This window comes from Pseudomonas sp. 313, assembly GCF_000316965.1.
Lineage (GTDB): Bacteria > Pseudomonadota > Gammaproteobacteria > Pseudomonadales > Pseudomonadaceae > Chryseomonas > Chryseomonas benzopyrenica.
The window spans coordinates 106894-125933 of sequence record NZ_ANBZ01000071.1 but is presented as its reverse complement, the minus strand read 5'-3'; the positions used below and the strand labels follow the sequence as shown (position 1 = coordinate 125933).

Annotated in this window: 16 protein-coding genes, 2 tRNA genes and 1 pseudogene; 14 read left to right on the top strand and 5 right to left on the bottom strand. The window is 67.3% G+C overall.

Going from position 1 to position 19040, the window contains the following annotated elements:
• Positions 1-9: 9 nt before the first annotated feature.
• The 5 genes from purF to C722_RS0115000 all read left to right on the top strand — a co-directional run bounded on the left by purF (position 10) and on the right by C722_RS0115000 (position 3775).
• A complete protein-coding gene (purF, locus tag C722_RS0115020; protein ID WP_017641288.1) occupies positions 10-1518 on the top strand; it encodes an amidophosphoribosyltransferase in 1509 nt (502 codons plus the stop codon).
• Positions 1519-1528: 10 nt separating this feature from the next.
• Complete coding sequence (locus C722_RS0115015) at positions 1529-2740, top strand: O-succinylhomoserine sulfhydrylase (RefSeq protein WP_017641287.1); 1212 nt, start codon at positions 1529-1531, stop codon at positions 2738-2740.
• Positions 2737-3504 carry an SDR family oxidoreductase gene (locus tag C722_RS0115010; RefSeq protein WP_017641286.1) on the top strand — a complete coding sequence of 256 codons (768 nt, stop codon included), beginning with the start codon at positions 2737-2739 and terminating at the stop codon, positions 3502-3504. Before C722_RS0115015 ends, C722_RS0115010 begins: the two co-directional genes overlap by 4 nt.
• A gap of 80 nt (positions 3505-3584) precedes the next feature.
• A tRNA-Val gene (locus tag C722_RS0115005) sits at positions 3585-3660 on the top strand.
• A 38-nt stretch (positions 3661-3698) separates the two neighbouring features.
• Positions 3699-3775, top strand: a tRNA-Asp gene (locus C722_RS0115000).
• A gap of 53 nt (positions 3776-3828) precedes the next feature.
• Here C722_RS0115000 and C722_RS0114995 read toward each other — a convergent pair.
• Entirely contained in the window at positions 3829-4146 is a 318-nt protein-coding gene (locus C722_RS0114995) for a hypothetical protein (RefSeq protein ID WP_017641285.1), read from the bottom strand.
• A gap of 22 nt (positions 4147-4168) precedes the next feature.
• Positions 4169-4951, bottom strand: coding sequence for a DNA-binding transcriptional regulator KdgR (kdgR, locus tag C722_RS0114990; RefSeq protein WP_026083874.1), 783 nt, complete (start codon positions 4949-4951; stop codon positions 4169-4171).
• A 300-nt stretch (positions 4952-5251) separates the two neighbouring features.
• Between kdgR and C722_RS0114985 the strand changes: the two genes are divergently transcribed.
• From C722_RS0114985 to C722_RS0114950, 8 genes are all read left to right on the top strand, one after another.
• Entirely contained in the window at positions 5252-6235 is a 984-nt protein-coding gene (locus tag C722_RS0114985) for a sugar kinase (RefSeq protein WP_017641283.1), read from the top strand.
• A 4-nt stretch (positions 6236-6239) separates the two neighbouring features.
• The gene (gene manD, locus C722_RS0114980; RefSeq protein ID WP_017641282.1) at positions 6240-7451 is read left to right on the top strand and encodes a D-mannonate dehydratase ManD; all 1212 of its coding nucleotides are present in this window, start codon (positions 6240-6242) and stop codon (positions 7449-7451) included.
• A gap of 14 nt (positions 7452-7465) precedes the next feature.
• Entirely contained in the window at positions 7466-8494 is a 1029-nt protein-coding gene (locus tag C722_RS0114975; protein ID WP_017641281.1) for a Zn-dependent oxidoreductase, read from the top strand.
• A gap of 69 nt (positions 8495-8563) precedes the next feature.
• Entirely contained in the window at positions 8564-9841 is a 1278-nt protein-coding gene (locus tag C722_RS0114970; RefSeq protein ID WP_026083873.1) for an MFS transporter, read from the top strand.
• Positions 9838-11271 (top strand): mannitol dehydrogenase family protein, encoded by a 1434-nt coding sequence (locus tag C722_RS0114965; RefSeq protein WP_017641279.1) that lies wholly within the window; start codon positions 9838-9840, stop codon positions 11269-11271. Before C722_RS0114970 ends, C722_RS0114965 begins: the two co-directional genes overlap by 4 nt.
• A 1-nt stretch (position 11272) precedes the next feature.
• The gene (gene uxuA / locus C722_RS0114960; protein WP_017641278.1) at positions 11273-12457 is read left to right on the top strand and encodes a mannonate dehydratase; all 1185 of its coding nucleotides are present in this window, start codon (positions 11273-11275) and stop codon (positions 12455-12457) included.
• Positions 12457-13467, top strand: coding sequence for a zinc-binding alcohol dehydrogenase family protein (locus C722_RS0114955; protein ID WP_017641277.1), 1011 nt, complete (start codon positions 12457-12459; stop codon positions 13465-13467). The genes uxuA and C722_RS0114955 overlap by 1 nt, the downstream gene beginning before the upstream one ends.
• Positions 13468-13480: 13 nt before the next feature.
• Positions 13481-15037: a UxaA family hydrolase gene (locus tag C722_RS0114950; protein ID WP_017641276.1), complete on the top strand. Its 1557-nt coding sequence runs from the start codon at positions 13481-13483 to the stop codon at positions 15035-15037.
• Between the two features lie 167 nt (positions 15038-15204).
• Here C722_RS0114950 and C722_RS0114945 read toward each other — a convergent pair whose 3' ends face one another.
• Both C722_RS0114945 and C722_RS0114940 read right to left on the bottom strand, forming a co-directional pair.
• On the bottom strand, positions 15205-15750 hold the full coding sequence (locus C722_RS0114945; RefSeq protein ID WP_017641275.1) for a ProQ/FinO family protein: 546 nt from the start codon (positions 15748-15750) through the stop codon (positions 15205-15207).
• A gap of 325 nt (positions 15751-16075) precedes the next feature.
• A complete protein-coding gene (locus C722_RS0114940; protein ID WP_017641274.1) occupies positions 16076-17521 on the bottom strand; it encodes an aldehyde dehydrogenase family protein in 1446 nt (481 codons plus the stop codon).
• Positions 17522-17799: 278 nt separating this feature from the next.
• Between C722_RS0114940 and C722_RS24985 the strand changes: the two are divergent.
• Positions 17800-18396: pseudogene (locus C722_RS24985) on the top strand (transferase); the annotation flags it as partial.
• A 34-nt stretch (positions 18397-18430) separates the two neighbouring features.
• On the opposite strand, the gene C722_RS0114930 reads toward C722_RS24985, so the two are convergent.
• On the bottom strand, positions 18431-18979 hold the full coding sequence (locus C722_RS0114930) for a cysteine hydrolase family protein (protein WP_017641272.1): 549 nt from the start codon (positions 18977-18979) through the stop codon (positions 18431-18433).
• Positions 18980-19040: the final 61 nt, after the last annotated feature.

Below are 19040 nucleotides of genomic sequence, written 5' to 3'. Positions count from 1 at the left end.
TCGCGTCACATGTGTGGCATCGTAGGTATCGTGGGCAAGACTAACGTCAACCAGTCGTTGTACGACGCGCTCACCGTCCTTCAACATCGCGGTCAGGATGCCGCCGGTATCGTCACCAGCCTGGACGGTAAACTCTTCCTGCGCAAAGACAACGGCCTGGTCCGCGATGTCTTCCAGCAGCGGCACATGCAGCACCTGGTCGGCCACATGGGCATCGGCCATGTGCGCTATCCCACCGCCGGCAGCTCCAGCTCCGCCGAGGCGCAGCCTTTCTACGTGAATTCGCCCTATGGCATCACCCTCGCGCACAACGGCAACCTGACCAACGTCGAGCAACTGTCCCGCGAGATCTACGAATCCGATCTGCGCCACGTCAACACCACCTCCGACTCCGAGGTGCTGCTCAACGTCTTCGCCCACGAGCTGGCGGTACGCAACAAGCTGCAGCCCACCGAGGACGACGTCTTCGCCGCGGTTTCCGAGGTTCATGAGCGTTGCCGTGGCGGTTACGCCGTGGTGGCCATGATCACCGGCTATGGCATCGTCGGCTTTCGCGATCCCAACGCCATCCGCCCCATCGTCTTCGGTCAGCGCCACACCGAATACGGCGTGGAGTACATGATCGCCTCCGAGAGCGTCGCCCTCGATGTACTCGGCTTCACCCTGATCCGCGACCTGGAGCCTGGCGAAGCGGTGTACATCACCGAGGACGGGCGTCTCTACACCCGCCAGTGCGCGCAGAATCCGCACTACGCACCCTGCATCTTCGAACACGTCTACCTGGCGCGCCCGGATTCCATCATCGACGGCATCTCGGTCTACAAGGCCCGCCTGCGCATGGGCGAGAAGCTCGCCGAGAAGATCCAGCGCGAGCGGCCCGAGCACGACATCGACGTGGTCATCCCGATTCCGGACACCAGCCGCACCGCGGCGCTGGAGCTGGCCAACCACCTGGGCGTCAAGTTCCGTGAGGGCTTCGTCAAGAACCGCTACATCGGTCGGACCTTCATCATGCCCGGCCAGGCCGCGCGCAAGAAGTCGGTGCGCCAGAAGCTCAACGCCATCGAGCTGGAATTCCGCGGCAAGAACGTGATGCTGGTGGATGACTCCATCGTCCGCGGCACGACCTGCAAGCAGATCATCCAGATGGCCCGCGAAGCCGGCGCCAAGAAGGTCTACTTCTGCTCGGCTGCCCCGGCGGTGCGCTTCCCCAACGTCTACGGCATCGACATGCCCAGCGTGCACGAACTGATCGCCCACGGCCGCACCACCGAGGAGGTCGGCGAGTTGATCGGCGCCGACTGGCTGATCTACCAGGATCTGCAGGACCTGCAGGAAGCCGTGCGTACCCGCAAGGCGCCCAAGGTTGAGCAGTTCGACTGCGCGGTGTTCGATGGCGAGTACATCACCGGCGACGTCGATGCCGCCTATCTGAATCGGATCGAGCAGGCGCGCAACGACGCGGCCAAGGGCAAGCACAAGGCGGTCAGCGCCATCATCGATCTCTACAACGACTAAGGAGCTGCACATGAGCCAAGACTGGGATGCCGGACGCCTGGACAGTGATCTCGAAGGCGCGGCCTTCGAGACCTTGGCGGTGCGGGCAGGGCAGCAGCGCTCGCCTGAAGGCGAGCATGGCGAAGCCCTGTTCCTGACCAGCAGCTATGTGTTCCGGACCGCCGCGGATGCCGCGGCGCGCTTCGCCGGCGAGGTGCCGGGCAACGTCTACTCGCGCTACACCAATCCCACCGTCCGTACCTTCGAGACCCGCATTGCGGCCCTCGAAGGCGCGGAGCAGGCGGTGGCCACCGCCTCGGGCATGTCGGCTATCCTGGCCATGGTCATGAGCCTGTGCAGCGCCGGCGACCATGTGCTGGTCTCGCGCAGCGTGTTCGGCTCCACCATCAGCCTGTTCGAAAAGTACTTCAAGCGCTTCGGTATCGAGGTGGACTATCCGCCGCTGGCCGATCTCGATGCCTGGCAGGCGGCCTGCAAGCCCAATACCCGGCTGTTCTTCGTCGAGTCCCCGTCCAATCCCCTCGCCGAGCTGGTGGACATCGCCGCCCTGGCCGAGATCGCCCATGCCCAGGGCGCGCTGCTGGCGGTCGACAACTGCTTCTGCACCCCGGCGCTGCAAAAGCCGCTGGCGCTGGGTGCCGACATCGTCATCCATTCGGCGACCAAGTACATCGATGGCCAGGGCCGCGGCATGGGCGGCGTGGTCGCTGGCCGTGCCGAACAGATGAAGGAAGTGGTGGGCTTCCTGCGTACCGCCGGACCGACCCTGAGCCCCTTCAACGCCTGGCTGTTCCTCAAGGGCCTGGAGACGCTGAAGATCCGCATGCAGGCTCACAGCCAGACCGCGCTGGAGCTGGCGCGCTGGCTGGAAGGCCAGCCCGGCGTCGAGCGGGTTCACTATGCCGGCCTGCAAAGCCATCCGCAGCATGAGCTGGCCTGCCGTCAGCAGTCAGCCTTTGGCGCCGTGGTGAGCTTCGAGGTGGCCGGTGGGCGCGACGCTGCCTGGCGTTTCATCGATGCCACTCGGATGATTTCCATCACCACCAACCTGGGCGATACCAAGACCACCATCGCCCACCCGGCGACCACCTCGCATGGGCGGCTGTCGCCGGCCGAGCGTGCCAACGCCGGGATCCGCGACAGCCTGATCCGCATCGCCGTGGGTCTCGAAGACCTGGGCGATCTGCGCCAGGACCTGGCCCGCGGACTGGCGGCGCTATGAGTCTGACGTTCGCACCGGTAGAACTGCGCGTCGCCCTGGTCACGGGTGCGGCGCGGGGGATCGGGCTGGGCATCGCCGCCTGGCTGGTGGCCGAAGGCTGGCGGGTAGTGGTGGCCGACATCGAGCAGGAGCGCGGCGCCAAGGTGGCTGCTGCCCTTGGCGAACGCGCCTTGTTCGTCGCCCTGGACGTGGCTGACGAGAGTCAGGTGGAGTCCGCCGTCGCCCAGGTGATCGGCCAGTTCGGGCGGCTGGACGCCCTGGTCAACAATGCCGGTCTCGCCACCGCCCAGGGCCAGCCGCTGGAAAGCCTGGCGCTGGCCGAGTGGCGCAAGGTGCTAGGGGTGAATCTGGACGGCCCCATGCTGATGGCCAAGCATTGCGCGCCCTATCTGCGCGAGCAGCAGGGCGCCATCGTCAACATCGCCTCGACTCGAGCCCGGCAGTCCGAGCCCCACAGCGAGGCCTATGCCGCCAGCAAGGGCGGATTGCTGGCCCTGACCCATGCCCTGGCCATCAGCCTGGGCCCGGAAGTGCGGGTGAATGCCCTCTGCCCGGGTTGGATCGATGCGCGCGATGCCCATGTCCGCGAAGCCGAGCCGCTGTCCGCCACCGACCATGAGCAGCATCCGGTCGGGCGGGTAGGGACGGTGGAAGATGTCGCGGCCTGCGTGGCCTGGTTGCTGAGCGGCAACGCTGGTTTCATCAGCGGTGAGGCTATCACCTTGGACGGCGGCATGACCCGCAAGATGATCTATCGGGAATAGCGCCTCGTAGAAAATAAAATTGGAAAATTCCTTGACGGATCAAGGGGCTACGAGGAGAATGCGCGTCACCCGAAGGGGATGGCTGATTAGCTCAGCTGGGAGAGCACCTGCATCACACGCAGGGGGTCGGCGGTTCGATCCCGTCATCAGCCACCAAACTCTTCGGGAAGTGTTCCGCAAGGTACACGCACTGCGCGGCGGTAGTTCAGTCGGTTAGAATACCGGCCTGTCACGCCGGGGGTCGCGGGTTCGAGTCCCGTCCGCCGCGCCATATGAGTTGTTTTGGGTCCTCTGAACTGCCCGAACGACGCAAGAGAAGCTGCCTTAGGGCAGCTTTTTTTGTGCCTGGAAAAAAGCCGTGCCTACCGTTTGCCAGCAGGCGTCGCGGCAAGCGCGTTTGGCCATGAGCGTCAGGATGTCATGGCCCTCCACCAGGAGGCCGAGGTACAGGAAACCGTCGATGGTCCGCGGCCGGAGAGGAACGACGGCGTTGGCGGCGCTTCGGCGGCTGCTGCAGGGCAGGCCGGTGGCCTCGTGCCGATCGTGAATTCGGCCACCCCCGACCTGAGACCGGCGCGCCACCTCGTTGCTGGCGCTGGACCCCTGGCTGGCGCCTGTAGCGGGATCGATGTCCTCGGCCATCAGGACCTGTTCTCCGACGGCGCTAGCGCGCCGGGGCACCCAACTGGGCCGAGATGCGCGCCGTGGTGGCGAGCATCTGCTCGACGTACTCGGCCTTGAGGTCTTCACGAAAGCGGAAGCAGGGAAAGGAGACGCTCAGGCCGGCGATGACCTGGCCGAAGCGATCGCGGATCGGCGCCGCCAGGCACCTCATGTTGTCTTCGAATTCCTCATGGTCCTCGGCGAAACCCAACGCGCGGACGCGTGCCAGTTCCGTCAGGTAGGCAGCCAGGCTGTCGAGGGTGTTGGGCGTGCGACGGACAAAGGTCTCCTGGGCGAGGATCTGTCGTACCTCGGCCTCCGGCCGCCAGGCCATCAGCACCTTGCCGATCCCGGTGCAATACAGCGGCGCCCGCCGCCCGATACGCGAATACATGCGCAGGGTGTAGCGCGAGTCGAGCTTGTGCACATAGACGATGGCGCCCTCGTCGAAGATGCCGAGGTGGACGGTCTCGCCGGTGAGGTCGTTGAGCAGGCGCATGCCCGATTCGGCTTCGCGGACCAGTTCCAGCTGCGGCAGGGCGCGGGCGCCCAGTTCGAACAGCTTGACGCTCAGGCGGTAGCGGTCCTCGGCATCCTGGACCACATAGCCCAGGGCCTTGAGCGTCTGCAGGAAGCGGTGGACGGTGCTTTTCGACAGGTCCAGCTGCTGCGCCAGCTCCGAGACGCCGCAGTCGTCCTCGCGTTCGCCGAGGGCTTCCAGTACGGCCAGGGTACGTCCGACCGCACTGACCATGTCGTTGCCGAGAGAAGTCGATTTTTCCATGAGACCGCCGGTCGCCTATTTGGTGGAACAGTGTTCCATTCTGATTGACGGATGCGGGAATTGCCAGCAACACTGGGTCCAGCAAAACGGAACACTGTCCCGAAAGTAGCTCGACGACGGTGACCGTCCCCTTCGGTGGCTCAGGTCGCCGGATCGAACAAGAACAATAGCCAGGTCCACAGTCATGATGCCCGTACGCCAGCCGCTGGTTGTCTCTTTGTCTTTTCGCGCTCTGATCAGGCGCGGATCTTCGCCTGTCGCCAGGGTGCAAAGTTCGTCTACGGCCTGGAGCAAGGACGCATGAGCGCGGCCTTCCTAGCGACTCCCATCACCCGCATCGGCCTCATCGGTGAATGCATGGTCGAGTTGCGCAGCCAAATGGATGGCCAGCTGGGCCAGGCCTTTGGCGGCGATACCCTGAATGCTGCTGTCTATCTGCGGCGGCTATTGGGGGGCGACGGGGTGCAGGTGGATTACCTCACCGCGGTGGGCGACGACAGCCTGAGCCAGGCCATGCGCGCCTGCTGGCGTGAGGAGGGCGTAGGGGACGAGCGGGTACGGGTGCTGCCCGGACGTCTGCCGGGCCTCTATCTGATCCAGACCGACGCCGACGGCGAGCGGCGCTTTCTCTACTGGCGCGGCGAGGCGGCGGCGCGTGAGTGTTTCGACGGTGCCGAGGCCCAACCGCTGCTGGCGTCTCTGGCCGAGTATCAGGTGCTCTACCTCAGCGGTATCAGCCTGGCGGTGCTGACCGATACCGGCCGCGAGCGGCTGCTGGAGGCTCTGCGCCAGGCTCGTGCCGCCGGCACCCGCATCGTCTTCGACAACAACTACCGGCCGCGGTTGTGGCCGAGTGTCCAGGCCGCGCGCACGGCCTATCACCGGCTGTTGCAACTGACCGATCTGGCGCTGGTGACCTGGGAAGACGATGCCGCCCTGTTCGGTTTCGCCGACGAGGCGGCGCTGTTCGCCCAGTACGCCGAGTGGGGCGTGGCCGAGGTAGCGCTCAAGCGCGGCGCACGCAGCTGCCTGCTGCAGAACCGCCAAGGACGCCAGGAAGTGGCCGGCGAAGCGGTGGCCCGGGTGGTCGATACCACGGCCGCCGGGGACTCCTTCAGCGCCGCCTACCTGGCCTGCCGCCTTCAGGAGGGAGCGCCCGCAGTGGCCGCCTCCTGGGGCCATCGCCTGGCGGCCACGGTCATCCAGCATCCCGGCGCGCTCATCTCGCGCGCGGCCATGCCGGCCATGCCGCCCCTGTTTCTTTCTCTCACTGCCCAGGCCTGAAGCCATGAAGATCACTGAAGCCCGCGTCATCGTCACCTGTCCCGGTCGCAATCTGGTCACGCTCAAGATCGTCACCGACGAAGGCCTCCATGGCCTGGGTGACGCCACCCTCAATGGCCGCGAGCTGGCGGTCGTCGCCTACCTGGAGGAGCACGTGCTGCCGGCGCTGATCGGTCGTGACGCCCACCGCATCGAAGACATCTGGCAGTACCTCTATCGCGGTGCCTACTGGCGGCGCGGACCGGTGACCATGACCGCCATCGCCGCGGTGGACGTGGCGCTCTGGGATCTCAAGGCCAAGGCCGCTGGTATGCCGCTGTACCAGCTGCTCGGCGGCAAGAGCCGCGAGCGGGTGATGGTCTATGGCCATGCCACCGGCAAGGACATCGAGAGCTGCCTGGACGAAGTGGCCCGCCATGTCGAGCAGGGCTATCGCGCGGTGCGGGTGCAGTGCGGGGTGCCGGGCATACCCACCACCTATGGCGTGGCCAAGCGCGAGGGCGAGCGCTACGAACCGGCCGACAGCGACCTGCCGGCCGAGCACGTCTGGGACACCGCCAAGTACCTCAATCACGTGCCCAAGCTGTTCGCCGCGGTGCGCGAGCGCTTCGGCGACGACCTGCACCTGCTGCACGACGTGCACCACCGGCTGACGCCCATCGAAGCGGGGCGGCTGGGCAAGAGGGTCGAGGAATACAACCTGTTCTGGCTGGAGGACTGCACCCCGGCGGAAAACCAGGAAGCCTTCCGGCTGATCCGCCAGCACACCACCACGCCGCTGGCGGTGGGCGAGGTGTTCAACTCCATCCACGACTGCCGTGAGCTGATCCAGGAGCAGCTGATCGACTACATCCGCGCCACCCTGGTGCATGCCGGCGGCATCACCCACATGAGGCGCATCGCCGACCTGGCGGCGCTCTACCAGGTGCGCACCGGCTTCCATGGCGCTACCGACCTGTCGCCGGTGTGCATGGGCGCGGCGCTGCACTTCGACACCTGGGTACCCAACTTCGGCATCCAGGAGCACATGCCCCACGAGGCGCGCATCGACGAGGTCTTTCCCCATGCCTATCGCTTCGAGGACGGCCATTTCACCCCGGGCGAGGTGCCCGGCCACGGCGTGGACATCGACGAGGACCTCGCCGCCCGTTATCCCTACAAACGCGCCAGCCTGCCGGTGAACCGGCTGGTGGACGGCACCCTGTGGCATTGGTGAGCGAGGAATCCAGGATGAAAGCCTTTCAGGTCAGAGCACCCCACGAATTCAGCATCGAAGAGGTCGCGGTGCCCGCGCTGGCGCCCGGTGAGGTCCGGGTCGGGGTGGCCTATGCCGGCATCTGCGGCTCGGACATGCACATCATCCACGGCCAGAACGCCTTCGTGCGCTTTCCCCGCGTCACCGGCCACGAATTCGCCGGCGTGGTGCGCGAGGTGGGCGAGGGCGTCAGCGGCCTGGCGGTGGGCGACCCGGTCTGCGTCGATCCGGTGATCGCCTGCGGCAGCTGCTATCCCTGCCGCATCGGCCGCCCCAACGTCTGCAGTCGCCTGCAGGTGCTGGGTGTGCATCGTGATGGCGGCTTCAGCGAAGAGGTCTGCGTGCCCGCGGCCAATGCCCATCGCCTGCCGCCCGGTTTGCCGCTGGCCCAGGCCGCGCTGGTCGAGCCCTACAGCATCGCCCTCAATGTGCTGGAGCGGATGCAGGTCTTTCCCGGCGATTCATTGCTGATCTATGGCGCCGGGGTGATCGGCCTGACCCTGGTGCAGATGGCCAGGGCGCTGGGCATCGCCGACATCACCGTGACCGATGTGCTGGACGATCGCCTGGCCACCGCCCGTGCCCTGGGCGCGACCCGCACTCTCAATGGCCGCGATACCGATGTCGAGGCGGCGCTGCGCGAGGCCACCGGCGGCGAGGGCGTGCCCCTGATCGTCGACGCCGCCTGCCATCCGGCCTTGCTTCCGGAGATCGTCCGCCTGGCCTCGCCGGCCGGGCGCATCGGCCTGCTGGGCTTCAGCGCCACGCCCAGCGAGCTGGTGCAGCTGGAGATCATCAAGAAGGAACTGACCCTGGTGGGCTCGCGGCTCAACAACGGGCGCTTCCCGCGGGTCATCGAGCTGCTGGCGGCGGGCAAGCTGGATGCCGCGGCGCTGATCAGCCATCAGGTGGCCAGCCAGGAGATGCCGAGCGCCATCGAGCTGATCGAAAGGCACCCCGAGCAGACGCGCAAGGTGCTGGTGCAGTGGGGCGGCAACGTCTGAAAAATCCGACTCCCCCTGGGGAGTTCTCTTATGCCTTACCGAATAAAGACAATGAGCGGGAGGTAACAAATGGCTGGACAAGGTCGTGGGCTGGTACTCGTCATGCTGTTCCTGGCGGGAGTCGTCAACTATCTGGATCGCTCGGCGCTGTCGGTGGCGGCGCCATTGATCCAGAAGGACTTCGCGCTGAGCGCCGGCGAGATGGGGCTGCTGTTCAGCGCCTTCTTCGTCGGCTATGCGGCGTTCAACTTCATTGGCGGCTGGGCCGCCGATCGCTATGGCGCCAAGACCACGCTGCTGCTGGCCATGGTGCTCTGGTCGGCGTTCAGTGGCCTGACGGTGCTGGCCTCGGGCTTCGCCGCGCTGATCGTGATCCGGGTGCTGTTCGGCATGGCCGAGGGGCCCTTGAGCGTCTCCACCAGCAAGATGGTCAACAACTGGTACGCGCCCCATAACCGGGGTCGCACCCTGGGCCTGTCGATGTCGGGCACCCCTTTGGGCGGGGCCATCTCCGGCCCCATCGTCGGGGTGATCGCCGTGGCCTACGGCTGGAAGGTGTCCTTTATCGTCATCATGCTGATCGGCTTCGTCTGGGCCGTGGTCTGGTACCTCTGGATCAAGGACAAGCCGACCGGCCAGTTGGCCGCCGACATCGCCGCCGAGGAGCGCGCCGTGGCCGTGGTGGATACCGAGGTGCGGCCGCTCAAGTACTATCTGCGCCAGCCCACGGTGCTGTTCACCGCCCTGGCGTTCTTTGCCTACAACTACACCCTGTTCTTCTTCCTGACCTGGTTTCCCAGCTACCTGATCCAGGCCTACGGCCTCAACGTGAAGGACATGAGCATCGCCACGGTGATCCCCTGGGTGCTGGGCTTCATCGGCCTGGCGGTGGGCGGCTATCTGTCCGACTGGGTGTTCCGCAAGACCGGCCGGCTGATGTTCTCGCGCAAGGTGGTGCTGGTGACCTGTCTGCTGGCCTGTGCCCTGTGTATCGCCGTGGCTGGCCTGGTCAGCACCCTCTATGCGGCCGTGGCGCTGGTGGCGCTCTCGGTGTTCTTCCTCTATCTGACCGGCGCCATCTACTGGGCGATCATCCAGGACACGGTGCCGGCGGCGCGGGTCGGCGGGGTGAGCGGCTTCATGCACTTCCTGGCCAACACCTCGGGCATCATCGGCCCGGCGGTGACCGGCTACCTGGTGCAGTTCACCGGGGCCTTCACCAGCGCCTTCCTGCTGGCCGGCGCCCTGACCGTGATCGGCTCGCTGTGCGTGGCGCGCTTCGTCAAGCCGCTGGCCGAGCGGCCGGCGAGCGCACCGACCGAGCTGGCCGCGGGAGGCACCCGATGAGCGACTTCGAACGGATCCCCTCGCGCTATCCGGCGCCGGCCATCGGTATCGTCCACCTGGGACTGGGCGCCTTCCACCGTGCTCACCAGGCGGTCTACCTGGAACGCAACCTGGCTCGCCATGGTGGTGGTGCCTGGGGCCTGAGCAGCGCCAACCTGAGGTCGGGGCGGGCGCTGGTGGAGACCCTGCGCGCTCAGCAGGGTCGCTATCACGTGGCCGAGTACCGCAACCGGCGCGAAGGGGTGCTGCGCGAGATCGGCGCCCTGCGCGAGGTGCTCTATGCCGGTGACGGCGGTGCCGAGCGCGAGGCCCTGCTGGCGCGGCTGGCCGATCCCGGGGTGCGCATCGTCACCCTGACGGTGACGGAAAAGGGTTACTGCCTGAGTCCCGCCAGCGGTGCCCTGCGGCGCGACGATCCCGGCATCGTCCACGACCTCGCCGAACCGCGGGCGCCGCGCACCCCACCGGGGCTGCTGGTGGAAGGCCTGCGCCGCCGGCGTGCCGCGGGTATCGCACCCTTCACCGTGCTCTGCTGCGACAACATGCCCGACAACGGCCAGCGGACCCGCCAGGCGGTGGTGTCCCTCGCCGAGGCCCAGGACGCGGGCCTGGCGGCCTGGATCGCCACCGAGGTGGCCTTTCCCTGCAGCATGGTGGATCGCATCGTGCCGGCCATGGACGAGGCCGCCTTCGCGCGCTTGCGCGACCTTGGCTGTGACGATCCCGCTGCGGTGGTGGGTGAGGCGTTCAGCCAGTGGGTGATCGAGGATCGCTTTCCCCAGGGACGCCCGGACTGGGAGCACGAAGGGGTGCAGATGGTGGCGGACGTCCGCCCCTTCGAGACCATGAAGTTGCGCCTGCTCAATGGCAGCCATTCGCTGCTGGCCTATGTGGGCAGCCTGGCCGGCCACGGCACCGTGGCCGAGGCCATGGCCGACCGTCAGCTGGCCGCTCTGGTGCACCGCTACATGAGTCGCGAGGCGGCGCCAACCCTGGACATGCCCGATGGTGTCGATCTCGACGCCTATGCCGAAGCCCTGGTCGCACGCTTTCGCAACGATGCCCTGCAGCACCGGCTGCGCCAGATCGCCATGGATGGCTCGCAAAAGCTGCCCCAGCGCTGGCTGCTGGGAGCCCAGCGGCTGCTGGAGCAGGGCGGTGATTTCTCCTGTACCGCCCTCGGCGTGGCGGCCTGGATTCACTTTGGTGACGCCGAGGGCGAGGCCCTGGACGATCCCCTGCGCGCCACCCTGGCCGCCTTGCCTAAGGGCGTGGCGCGGGTCGATGCCGTCCTGGCGCTAGCCGAGGTCTTTCCGCCAGCGTTGGCCGAGCAGGCCGCCTTCCGCGAAGCGGTGCAGCAGGCCCATCGGCGCATCGCCGAGGCGGGCATAGGCGCGGCCATCGCCGACTTGACCGATCAAGGAGTCTGACATGGAACATACCTGGCGCTGGTTCGGCCCGCGCGATCCCATCTCCCTCGCCGATATCCGCCAGACCGGTGCCACCGGCATCGTCACGGCGCTGCACGAGATTCCCAATGGCGAGGTCTGGCCGGTAGCGGCCATCGCCGAGCGCAAGGCGCTGATCGAGGCGGCGGGTCTGAGCTGGTCGGTGGTGGAAAGCATCCCGGTGCACGAAGACATCAAGCGTGGCCTGCCGGGGCGCGAGCGCTACCTGGACAACTACCGGCAGAGCCTGCGCAACCTCGCCCAGTGCGGCATCGACGTGGTCTGCTACAACTTCATGCCGGTGCTGGACTGGACCCGTACCCAGCTGGCGCACCGGCTGCCCGACGGCGGCTGGGCGCTGAGATTCGATCAGGACGCCTTCGCCGCCTTCGACCTCTGCATCCTGCAGCGGGACGGGGCCGAAGCGGACTACTCCGCCGCGGAGATCGAACGCGCGCGCCGCTATCACGACGGTCTCGACGCGGCCGGTCGCGAAGAGCTGGTACGCACCCTGATCGCCGGGCTGCCCGGTGCCGAGGAAGGCTATTCGGTCGCCAACCTCCGACAGTTGCTGGCCACCTATGCCGGGATCGACGCCGCGCGCCTGCGCGAGCACCTGGCGGTCTTCCTGCAGGCCGTGGTGCCGGTGGCGGAGGAGGTGGGGATCCGCCTGGGGGTGCATCCGGACGATCCACCCCGGCCGCTGCTGGGATTGCCGCGCGTGGTCTCCACCGCTGCCGACGCCCAGTGGCTACTGGAGGCGGTGCCCAGCCCCGCCAACGGCCTGACCTTCTGCACCGGCTCCTATGGCGTGCGCGCCGACAACGACCTGGTAGCCATGGCCCGCCAGTTCGCCCCGCGCATTCACTTCGTCCACCTGCGGGCGACCCGCCGCGAGGCAGATCCACGCAGCTTCCATGAGGCCCATCATCTGGACGGCGACGTGGACATGGTCGGGGTGATCCGGGAATTGGTGCGCGAGGAGCATCGCCGCGAACGCGAAGGCGGGGCGCGCCTGCCGATGCGACCGGATCACGGTCACCAACTGCTGGATGATCAGGGTCGACGGACCAATCCAGGTTACTCGCTGATTGGCCGGCTCAAGGGCCTGGCCGAATTGCGCGGCGTAGAACAGGCTGTGCGTCGTCTGGAAGAGGAGAAACACTGATGTTGACCATCGTCTGTCAGGAGCCCGGTCTGCTGCGCGCCGAGCAGCGGGAGAAGCCCCCGCGTCGCCCGGGCGAAACCCTGGTGCGCATCGAGCGGGTCGGGGTGTGCGGCACCGACCTGCACATCTTTTCCGGCAATCAGCCCTACCTGAATTATCCGCGGGTCATGGGCCACGAGATCTCCGCCACGGTGACCGAGACCGAAGCCGACTCGGGCCTCGCCGAGGGCGACCTGGTCTATGTGATGCCCTATTTGTCCTGTGGCGATTGTGTGGCCTGCCGCCAGGGTAAGACCAACTGCTGCACCCGCATCCAGGTCCTGGGCGTGCATTGCGATGGCGCCATGACCGGTTACCTGAGTCTGCCCCACAGCGCGCTGTTCCGTGCGGATGGCCTGGATGCCGATCAGGCGGCCATGGTGGAGTTTCTCGCCATTGGCGCCCATGCGGTGCGGCGCAGTGTGGTAGCCGCTGAGCAGCAGGTGCTGGTGGTGGGCGCCGGTCCCATCGGCATGGCGGTGGCACTGTTCGCCCACCTGCGCGGGGCGCGGGTGACGGTGCTGGACGGCCGTACCGATCGCCTGGCCTTCTGCGCCGAGCATCTTGGGGTGCAGGCCACGGTCGCGCTTGGCGAGGACGACGAGGCGCGCCTGCGCGAGCTCACCGGCGGCGATTTCTTCGACGTGGTGTTCGACGCCACCGGTAATCCCCGTGCCATGGAGCGCGGCTTCGCCTTCATTGCCCATGGCGGCAAGTACGTGCTGGTGTCCATCGTCCAGGGCAACCTGAGCTTTGCCGATCCGGAATTTCACAAGCGCGAGGCGACCCTGCTCGGTAGCCGCAACGCCACTGCCGAGGATTTCCGCCACGTGCACGATTGTCTCCGACGCGGGCTGGTACCCACCCAGGCATTGAATACCCACCGACTGCGCCTGGAGGAGGTGCCCGAGGCTTTCCCACCCTTGCTCGATCCTGCCGAGGGTGTGGTCAAGGCCCTCATCGAATGCTGAAGCGGAGACGGACATGGAACTGATCACCCGCAGCGGCGCCGCGGCGGCCGCCCGCGCCACCCTGCGTCTGCATCCCCAGGATGATGTGCTCATCGCCCGCCAGCCACTGGTGCCGGGCCTGGAACTGCCGGAGGAAGGGGTGCAGGTTCGCGAACCTGTGCCTGCCGGTCACAAGGTCGCCGTGCGCCCTATAGCGGTGGGCGAGCCGGTACGACGCTATGGTCAGATCATCGGCTTCGCCCGCGAGGCCATCGCCGCCGGCAGCCACGTCCACGTGCACAACCTAGCCATGGGCGACTTCACCCGGGAGCATGCCTTTGGTATCGAGGCCCGTGGCGCACCAGCGCCCATCGAGCGCAGTTTCCTGGGGATCGTCCGGCCGGACGGGCGGGTAGCGACCCGCAACTACATCGGCATCCTCACCTCGGTGAACTGCTCGGCGACGGTGGCGCGAGCCGTGGCCGACCACTTTCGGCGTGACGTCCACCCCGAGGCGCTGCAGCCCTATCCCCATGTCGACGGCGTGGTAGCCCTGACCCATGGCGTCGGTTGTGGCATCGATACCCAGGGAGAGGGCATGGCGGTGCTGCGTCGCACCCTGGGCGGCTACGCGGCCCATGCCAATTTCGCCGCCGTGCTGTTCATCGGCCTGGGCTGCGAGGCCAACCAGATCCCCACGCTGCTGGCTGACCAGGGTCTCGCCGAGCATGCGGGGCTGTGCAGCCTCAACATCCAGGACAGCGGCGGTACCACCGCCACCGTTGCTCGCGGCATTGAAGCCGTAAAAGCCCTGTTGCCTGCGGCCAACGAGGTGGAGCGCGAACCGGTCAGCGCCCGGCATCTGATCCTTGGTCTGCAATGCGGCGGATCGGACGGCTATTCAGGCATCAGTGCCAACCCGGCGCTGGGCCGCGCGGTGGATCTGCTGGTGGCCGCCGGCGGCACCGCGATCCTTTCGGAAACCCCGGAGATCTACGGCGCCGAACACCTGCTCACCCGACGCGCCGCCAGCCCGGCGGTAGGCGAGCGACTGGTGGAGCGCATCCGCTGGTGGGAGGACTATTGCGCCCGTGCGGGCGCCAGCCTGGACAACAATCCGTCGGCGGGCAACAAGGCGGGTGGCCTGACCACCATCCTGGAGAAATCCCTCGGCGCGGTGATCAAGGCCGGCTCCACCGATCTCATGGCGGTCTACGGCTATGCCGAACCGGTGCGCAGCCCCGGTCTGGTGTTCATGGACACCCCCGGCTACGACCCGGTCTCGGCCACCGGTCAGGTGGCGGGCGGCGCCAACCTCATCGCCTTCACCACCGGGCGCGGTTCCGCCTATGGCTGTGCACCGACGCCATCGCTCAAGATCGCCACCAACACCCGCCTGTGGGAGAGTCAGCGCGACGATATGGACGTGGATTGCGGCGGCCTGGTGGACGGCAGCACCACCCTGGAAGAGCGCGGCGCCTTCATCTTCGAACGCCTGCTGGCACTGGCCTCGGGTGAGCGCAGTCGCAGCGAGTTGCATGGCTATGGGCAGAACGAGTTCGTGCCCTGGCAACTGGGTGCCACGACCTGAGAGCAGCCTATGGGGGCGGTGGTCACATCGACGTGACCCAGGTGCGGCTCGGGGCTGCACGGGTCAATCAGGCGAACGGCAACGGCCGCCCCGGTCCTGCTGACTGGGGCGCCTGTCAGGTCGCGCGCCGTCGGGAGCCGTGTCCCGGATCAGGCGCGGAGCTGCCGTCAGGCCGAGGCGTCATCCACCGGAGCGGCGACGGCTGCGGCCGCTTCACCCTCGGCGGGCGCGGCGGTTTCCGCCTTGGCCTTGGCCTGCTCACGGCGGGCCTGGGCGCGCTGGCGGCGTGCCTGCTGCTTGGCATAGACCGCCTGGGACGCGGTCACGGTGCCGGCCGGCTGGCCATCCAGATCCAGGCGCGGGGCATTTTCGGTCATGGCCGCCCAGTAGCGGGTGCCGCGACACCAGGTGGCGATCGACTGCTTGAGCTGGTCACCGGTGATGCCCAGGCGCTCCAGGTGCTGCTCGGCGTCCTTGAGGATGCCTTCCTTGAGCGGCACCTTGGGTGCGGGATTGACCGGGAAGGCCAGCGGGAAGTGCTTTTGCAGCCGGCGGATGCCTTCGACCACCGGATCCTGCTCGCGGGGCTTCTGCTCGCGGGGCTTGGCTTTCGGTGAAGGTCTCCGCGCCGGCCGCTCATTGCTCTCGGTCTTTACCTGCGCTTTTTCGGCCCGCAGGCGGTCGCGTAGTTCAGCTAGTTGCTCAAAGCCCATCGTTCAGCTCACCGCTCCAAATAGAATTCACGTGCAAGGGTAACCCATGCCGGGCTTGGACCGCGCCGATTGCAGATTGGCACGGCCAAGGCTGGCGGTCCGTCATTCTAAGGGGTGGTTCGCCACTCGTGCATCCTTGGAAGCGTCATTCCCGGCGGATGGTGTGCCCTGCTGGGCGTTTTCCGGGTCCTGTACGAAAGTCGCCGAGCGAAGGGGAGGCGAGGCGAAAAAGGCTGAGGAAGCGCAGTTTACGTGCGGTAAATGAGCATTTCGAAGCGTTTTTCAACGAAGCATCGCCAATGCGCAGGCACTTCTCGTACTGGGCCTAGCCGCCTCCGGTCAGGCGCGACACCCATTGCGCCAGCCGCAGCTTGAACGGCGAATAGGGCGGCAACAGCAGACGAACGGCCAGCAGCGGACCGGCGGCGAGCACGCTACGCTCGTGGGAAAAGGTGCGAAAACCCGCCTGGCCATGGGCGCTGCCGCTGCCGGAGTGATTGACACCGCCAAAGGGCAGGTGCAGCTGGGTGTACTGCTGCATGCACAGATTCAGGCCGACGCTACCGGAGCTGGTGCGGGCGACGACCCGCCGCTGCACCGCGCGATCGCGACTCCAGAGATAGAGCGCCAGGGGCTTGGGGCCGGCGTCGATGCGCTGCAGGACCTCCTCCAGATCGTCGTAGGCGATCACCGGCAAGAGCGGACCGAAGAGTTCCTGGCTGTCCAGGGGGCTGTCGATGGCCGAGCAGTCCAGCAGGGTCGGTGCGAGATAGCATCCTGCCGCATCGTGCGCGCCGCCGTGGATCAACCGCGCGCCGGCGGCCTGGGCCTGGTCGAGCAGCCCGATCAGCTGGCTGGCGTGGCGCTCGTGAATGAGCCGGGCGTAGTCGGGGCTGGCGGCGGCGTCCCTGCCGTAGCGCTGCACCAGCAGGGCGCGACAGCGCTCCTCGAACGCTGGCAGCAGGTGGCGGGCGACGAAGACATGATCCGGCGCGATGCAGGATTGGCCGGCATTGAGGAATTTGCCCCAGAGCAACAGCTCGGCGGCGGCGTTCAGGTCAGCACTGGCGTCGATGATCGCCGGCGACTTGCCGCCCAGTTCCAGGGTCACCGAGGCCAGGTGGCGGGCGGCAGCCTGCATCACCAGGCGGCCCACGGCCGTGGAGCCGGTAAAGAAAAAGTGATCGAAGGGCAGCGCCAAGAGCGCCTCGGCGGTGGCGACGTCACCTTCGCAAAAGGCCACGCTGTCCGGGGTGAAGGCCTCGGCCAGCAGGTCGCGCAGCACCGCATTGACCGCCGGGGTGAATTCCGAGGGCTTGAGCATCACGGTGTTGCCGGCCGCCAGCGCCGACACCAGCGGGCCGAGCAGGGTGGAGACCGGATAGTTCCAGGGGCCGATGATCAGGCAGCGCCCGCGCGGCTGGCTATGGATGTGCGCCGGGCAACCCAGGGAGGCCAGGGTCGGTCGCACCCGCCGTGGCTTCATCCAGCGCCGCAGGTGGCGCCGCGCGTGCTGGATCTCTTCCAGCACCGGCATGATCTCGGAAAGCTCCACTTCCACCTCGGGCTTGCCGAAATCCTGGCGAAAGGCCGCATAGAGCGCTCCGCGCCGGGCCACCAGGGCGCCATGCAGGCGGTGCAGCAAAGCCAGGCGCTCGGCGGCGGTGGAGTCGCGCAGAGCCAGGGCGCGCGGTCCCTGGGCGGTGAACAGCAGGTGCAGGGTGTCGATGTCGGCCTGGGCGGGAGCGGGATCGGGCAAAGGCGCGTTCATGGCGGCAGTCCGCAGGGGGCAGGGAGGGGGCGACTCGGAGACGACGGCAGTATTCAGCCTGGACGCGGCCAGCGCCAGCCGCACCGAGTTCGAGCAGGGCCAGCAAGGCGCTGGTCTGATCGCGGTGCCCTGCAACCAGAGCCTGCCGCACCCTGGCGGCCATGCTCAGCGGTCATCTGGGGCGCCTGCGCGACGGCTGAATCTTTCGCCGGCCGGTGCAGGCATCCGGCCATGGCCTGATTCAGAATCCAGGGCTTCCCGCCGCTGCCGAGGCCGTCATGCCTGACCTGGATATCAGTCGCTTTATCGCCGCCTGGCCCACTCTGGGCCTGGCGGCCATGCAGCCTTGGACGATCACTAGCGCCTGCGAGTACCACGTCCGGGCGCTGCTGGCGCGGCTCGGTCCCGGCTATCGCCGCGAGGGCGACAACGCCATCCACGAGACGGCGGTGGTGGAGCCCGGTGCCGTGCTCAAGGGGCCGGTCATCGTCGGTCCCGGCACCCTGGTGGCCACGGGCGCTTATCTGCGCGGGGGCGTCCACCTCGGCAGCCACTGCGTGGTAGGCCCGGCCTGCGAGCTGAAGAGCAGCCTGCTGCTGGACGACAGCAAGCTCGCCCACTTCAACTTCGTCGGGGATTCGCTGATCGGCAGCGGGGTGAATCTGGAGGCGGGTGCCATCGTCGCCAACTACCGCAACGAAAGTGACGGCGCGCTCATCCGCATCCGCCTCGGTGACCAGGTGATCGACACCGGGGTGGTCAAGTTCGGTGCCCTGATCGGCGACGGTTGTCGTCTAGGCGCCAATGCGGTCATCGCGCCGGGTGCCCTGCTGCTGCCAGGCACCCGGGTCGCGCGGCTGGAGCTGATCGACCAGGGGTGCCGGACGCCGCCGCGGACGCGGCGGCCTCTCAGTCGGCGAGATAGGCGTCGGTGGCTTCCAGGGTCGCATAGGCGAAGGCCAGCGCCGCCATCAGGGCGGCATGTACCTGGGCCGCCGGCACCCTGACGCCCCCGAACTCCAGATCCAGGGTGGCGCAGGCGTCGTGGATCACGATCACGGCGTACCCCATGTCGGCTGCGGCGCGCACGCCGGCATCGATACACATATGGCTCATGGCACCCACCACCACCAGCGACTCGATACCGCGTTGGTCCAGCAGTTGTTTCAGGTTGGTTTCGCGAAAGGCGTTGGGATAGTGCTTCACCACCACCGGCTCGCCGGCCTGGGGCACGACGGCGGCCTGGATCTCGATGCCGTCGCTGCCGGGCACGAAGATCGGCGCCTCGGCGCTGAGCGATTGATGCTGCACATGGATCACCGGAACGCCCTGGTCACGGGCGTGGGCGATGATCCGCGCGGCGTTGGCGACCGCGGCCTCGATACCACTGAGGGGCAGTTTGCCGGTAGGGAGGTATTCGTTCTGCAGATCGATGACGACGACGGCGTGCTTGCTCATGTCCAGCTCCTCGGAAGATGCTTCGGCTTTCAGGTCCGGCCATGATTGGCCAGCCCCGCCT

Bases quoted from the DNA above. Each gene is read 5' to 3' on its own strand.
- kdgR (WP_026083874.1), bottom strand. From the start codon at position 4,951: ATGGAAAAATCGACTTCTCTCGGCAACGACATGGTCAGTGCGGTCGGA.
- purF (WP_017641288.1), top strand. From the start codon at position 10: ATGTGTGGCATCGTAGGTATCGTGGGCAAGACTAACGTCAACCAGTCG.
- C722_RS0114955 (WP_017641277.1), top strand. From the start codon at position 12,457: ATGTTGACCATCGTCTGTCAGGAGCCCGGTCTGCTGCGCGCCGAGCAG.
- C722_RS0114965 (WP_017641279.1), top strand. From the start codon at position 9,838: ATGAGCGACTTCGAACGGATCCCCTCGCGCTATCCGGCGCCGGCCATC.
- C722_RS0114945 (WP_017641275.1), bottom strand. From the start codon at position 15,750: ATGGGCTTTGAGCAACTAGCTGAACTACGCGACCGCCTGCGGGCCGAA.
- C722_RS0114995 (WP_017641285.1), bottom strand. From the start codon at position 4,146: ATGGCCGAGGACATCGATCCCGCTACAGGCGCCAGCCAGGGGTCCAGC.
- C722_RS0114930 (WP_017641272.1), bottom strand. From the start codon at position 18,979: ATGAGCAAGCACGCCGTCGTCGTCATCGATCTGCAGAACGAATACCTC.
- manD (WP_017641282.1), top strand. From the start codon at position 6,240: ATGAAGATCACTGAAGCCCGCGTCATCGTCACCTGTCCCGGTCGCAAT.
- C722_RS0114985 (WP_017641283.1), top strand. From the start codon at position 5,252: ATGAGCGCGGCCTTCCTAGCGACTCCCATCACCCGCATCGGCCTCATC.
- C722_RS0114970 (WP_026083873.1), top strand. From the start codon at position 8,564: ATGGCTGGACAAGGTCGTGGGCTGGTACTCGTCATGCTGTTCCTGGCG.
- C722_RS0114950 (WP_017641276.1), top strand. From the start codon at position 13,481: ATGGAACTGATCACCCGCAGCGGCGCCGCGGCGGCCGCCCGCGCCACC.
- C722_RS0114975 (WP_017641281.1), top strand. From the start codon at position 7,466: ATGAAAGCCTTTCAGGTCAGAGCACCCCACGAATTCAGCATCGAAGAG.
- C722_RS0115010 (WP_017641286.1), top strand. From the start codon at position 2,737: ATGAGTCTGACGTTCGCACCGGTAGAACTGCGCGTCGCCCTGGTCACG.
- C722_RS0115015 (WP_017641287.1), top strand. From the start codon at position 1,529: ATGAGCCAAGACTGGGATGCCGGACGCCTGGACAGTGATCTCGAAGGC.
- uxuA (WP_017641278.1), top strand. From the start codon at position 11,273: ATGGAACATACCTGGCGCTGGTTCGGCCCGCGCGATCCCATCTCCCTC.
- C722_RS0114940 (WP_017641274.1), bottom strand. From the start codon at position 17,521: ATGAACGCGCCTTTGCCCGATCCCGCTCCCGCCCAGGCCGACATCGAC.